Source organism: Kitasatospora sp. NPDC059803, assembly GCF_042732255.1.
In the GTDB taxonomy this organism is placed as follows: domain Bacteria; phylum Actinomycetota; class Actinomycetes; order Streptomycetales; family Streptomycetaceae; genus Kitasatospora.
The window spans coordinates 1-3,100 of the sequence record NZ_JBHWIJ010000499.1 but is presented as its reverse complement, the minus strand read 5'-3'; the positions used below and the strand labels follow the sequence as shown (position 1 = coordinate 3,100).

The following is a 3,100-nucleotide window of genomic DNA, read 5'->3' as shown; positions in this document are numbered from 1 at the left end:
CACACGGCGCCGACGTTGCCGCCGATCGCCGCGAGGCCCTGGTCCCGGTCGGCGGGCTGCGAACTGCTCGCGATCCGCGGCACCTCGATGGAGGAGGATTCGACTGCGGCCATGACGGCTCCCCTCGCGCCGGGAGAGCCCCCACGAGCCCTCGAATACCTTGAGTGTCCATTTATGCACTACTGACTTCAGCTCTTCGGGGTGATGGGCTTGCTAGCCGATCAGTGACGGTGGCGTCGACTAGGGTGCTGGACATGAGCCGGGAGTTCGAGGAGATCGACAGCCTCATCGTGCAGTACGTCGGCGGCCAACATGCGGCGCTCGATCGGCTGGTGGCCGCGGGACCGGCGAGTCTGCGGCGGATGCTCGCCATGTTGGCTGGCCAGGCTGATCTGGACTGGCGCGCCTTGGAGGGCGATCGTGCGAACAGCAAGCAGGCCTGGGAAGCCGTCGGTGATCTGAGGAGTGTCCTGGTCCGTGCCTTCCCGGACGCGCTGTTCGGCGCTCTGGCGGACGACGCCTCGCTGGAGTCGGTGGTCGTGTCGACGTGGTCGAGCGTCGAGGACCCGCGCATGCTGCCGATCCTCGAACGCGGCCTGGGCTCCGACAGCCCGCACACCCGCAAGGACGCGCTGCGCGGTCTGGCCGAGCGCGGGACAGCCGATCACCATGAGGCGATCGCTCGCTGTCTGGACGACGAGGACTCGGATGTGCGGTACGCCGCGTGCAACGCGCTGGGTCGGCTGGGTGATGTCCGCGCCGTCGCCCCGCTGCTGCGGGGGCTCACCTCGGACGACCGCACTGCCCAGGCTGCGGACGGGGCTCTGGGCGAGATCGAGCGGCGGATCGGCACGCTGCCGACGCCGCCCCGTTGGCTCGACCTCGGGCCGATGGAACTCACCGCAGACCCGTCGCCGTACGGCGGGCCGATGCGCGTGACCCAACTCCTGGTGGAGCCTGGGCAGTCGGTGCTCGGCAACGACCTGCTGGCCGTCGTGGAGAACGACTACGTCGCTCAGGACCTGTATGCCTTCGAGTCGACCGCCACGGTCACCGAGGTCAGGTTCGCGCTCGGTGACGAGCTGCCCGAGGACGGCGAAACCGTCGTCATAGTCCTGCAGATGCGGCGCCGGATCGGGTAGCCGGTCAGCGCGGTTACGGCTGGTGGTATCTGACTTCGGCTTTTCAGGGTGGTAGGTCGAGGGAGAGTCCGGTTCCGGTGAGGAAGCCGTCGAGGACGTCGGGGCGGTACTGGAGACGTTTGAGTCGATTGCGGACGAGCGTGGCAAGTCGATCGAGGGCGACGCTGGCGAGGTTCGCGAGGCCGTGCTTCACGTGGGCCCACAGGTACTCGACCGCGTTCAGCTCGGGTGCGTATGCGGGCAGGATGAACACCGTCAGCCAGCCCCGTGCGCTGATCAAGTCGCGCATGGCATAGGAGACGTGAGTGTTGAGCCGGTCCCAGACCAGCACGATCGGCGCCCTGACCAGCTGGTGCATTCCGTCGATCAGACCGATGTAGTCGCGCTCGGACAGGCTGCGGCGTTCGCCCTTGCGCCCGCTGTGGCGCCGCAGCCGGTGGCACAGTCGGGTCCGGGAGCCCGGGCGCATCGCGAGCAGTCCGGCGACCGAGACCCGTCCGGAGCCGCGGCCGGAGACCTTCACGACCGGGGTGATGCCACGCCGGCCCCACGTGCGCCCCTTGGGCGGTCTGCGGGTGAACCCTGCTTCGTCCTCGAAGCAGATCCAGCCGTCGCAGGCCGCCCTGGTGCTTTTACCTCCGCCCAGGTCACCTCCTGCCACGCGGTCACGGCCCGCTCGTCGCGTTCGGCGGCCCGCCGCGCGGGGACCTGCGGGCTGAAGCCGAGCCGGTGCATCAGGCGGGTGGCACCCGAGACGCTGTAGGACACATGGAACTTCCGGCCGATCAGCGTCGCCACCCGCCCGCCGGTCCACACATGGTCCTCGTCCCAGCCGTGAGCGGCCGGGCCCTGCTCCAGGTAGGCGGCCAGCTTCTCCTGGCAGCGCGCGGACGGCTTGCAACGCCGACCGCTCGCGCCTCGTGAGGCCAGGGCCGCCACCCCGCCCTCCATCCACTCCTGGCGCCACCGGTAGGCCGACTTCGAACTCACCCGCAACCTGCGGGCAACCTCCGGCGGCCCCAGCCCATCGGCGAACAACCCGGCGGCCTCCAGCCGCACCACCTCGCGGCGCTGGCGACCTTTCGCCGTCAGCCCGCCCCCATCCACATATCGCATACCTACGGCATAGCGCGCAAATGACCGTCAGTCAGCTACACGAACAGGCCAATCACCCCGAAGCGCCGAAGTCACTAAGCATCACAATCACTCGTGCGAGTGAACCTCCGGCGCGTCGCCGTGCAACTCGCGCGGGCACGGCCGCAAGGCCGGACCTCGACCCGCGTCAGCCATTCGGCGGATGCCTGATCGCGGGCAGCTCCACGCGTTGTCATCATGGTCGTGAACCTTGGCCAGCGGTTCGTCGGTGCACACGAGGTACTCACCGCACGGAGGCGCACATGGAGATCAAGCTCGTGGACGAGCACTTCATGAAGGCCCGATGGGACGACATCGAGACGACGCTGCGTCGCACGTTCCAGGACTCGCCATTCAATGACGCCGGTTACACGATCGACAACCCCGTGGACTTCACACGTGCCGCGGTCCACGGCACACTCGGCCCCGGCATCAAATACCTGGTGGCACTGGACGGCTCAGGGCAACTCATGGGCGGCTTCTTCTGCATCCCGACGGAACGCGAAGAAGGCCAGGAGGCAACCGATATCGGCTGGTTCTTCTCGGTTCCGGAACTCGACCGAGACCACCGGCGAGCGATGATCGACACCTTCGTGGAGCGGATGTTCCAAACGCTGCGCGAAGCGGGATTCACGCGGATCGAGACGAACATGGGAACCCCGGCCGGCGCGAAGTCGCTCGGTCAACGCTACGGCTTCATCCACTCCCCCACCCCAGAGCAGGCCAACCGTTGGCTTCGGGACCTGTGACCCGAGGTCGAGCGAGACGACGGTCTCGCGCGACCGGTCGCGAACCGCCTTCGAACGTGAAGACGGTGCCGGCCC

At 68.1% G+C, this 3,100-nt stretch carries 4 protein-coding genes; 2 read left to right on the top strand and 2 right to left on the bottom strand.

The window, feature by feature from the left end; translation table 11 throughout:
• The first annotated feature begins 254 nt into the window (after positions 1 to 254).
• Positions 255 to 1,142: a HEAT repeat domain-containing protein gene (locus tag ACFV6I_RS38730; protein ID WP_380430888.1), complete on the top strand. Its 888-nt coding sequence runs from the start codon at positions 255 to 257 to the stop codon at positions 1,140 to 1,142.
• Between the two features lie 43 nt (positions 1,143 to 1,185).
• On the opposite strand, the gene ACFV6I_RS38725 is transcribed toward ACFV6I_RS38730, so the two are convergent.
• Positions 1,186 to 1,746 carry a transposase gene (locus tag ACFV6I_RS38725; protein ID WP_380430891.1) on the bottom strand — a complete coding sequence of 187 codons (561 nt, stop codon included), beginning with the start codon at positions 1,744 to 1,746 and terminating at the stop codon, positions 1,186 to 1,188.
• On the bottom strand, positions 1,662 to 2,258 hold the full coding sequence (locus ACFV6I_RS38720; protein WP_380430885.1) for a winged helix-turn-helix domain-containing protein: 597 nt from the start codon (positions 2,256 to 2,258) through the stop codon (positions 1,662 to 1,664). The genes ACFV6I_RS38725 and ACFV6I_RS38720 overlap by 85 nt, the downstream gene beginning before the upstream one ends.
• A 281-nt stretch (positions 2,259 to 2,539) precedes the next feature.
• Between ACFV6I_RS38720 and ACFV6I_RS38715 the strand changes: the two genes are divergently transcribed.
• The gene (locus ACFV6I_RS38715) at positions 2,540 to 3,025 is read left to right on the top strand and encodes a hypothetical protein (RefSeq protein WP_380430883.1); all 486 of its coding nucleotides are present in this window, start codon (positions 2,540 to 2,542) and stop codon (positions 3,023 to 3,025) included.
• Positions 3,026 to 3,100 lie beyond the last annotated feature (75 nt).

Bases quoted from the DNA above. Each gene is read 5' to 3' on its own strand.
- ACFV6I_RS38720 (WP_380430885.1), bottom strand. From the start codon at position 2,258: ATGCGATATGTGGATGGGGGCGGGCTGACGGCGAAAGGTCGCCAGCGC.
- ACFV6I_RS38730 (WP_380430888.1), top strand. From the start codon at position 255: ATGAGCCGGGAGTTCGAGGAGATCGACAGCCTCATCGTGCAGTACGTC.
- ACFV6I_RS38715 (WP_380430883.1), top strand. From the start codon at position 2,540: ATGGAGATCAAGCTCGTGGACGAGCACTTCATGAAGGCCCGATGGGAC.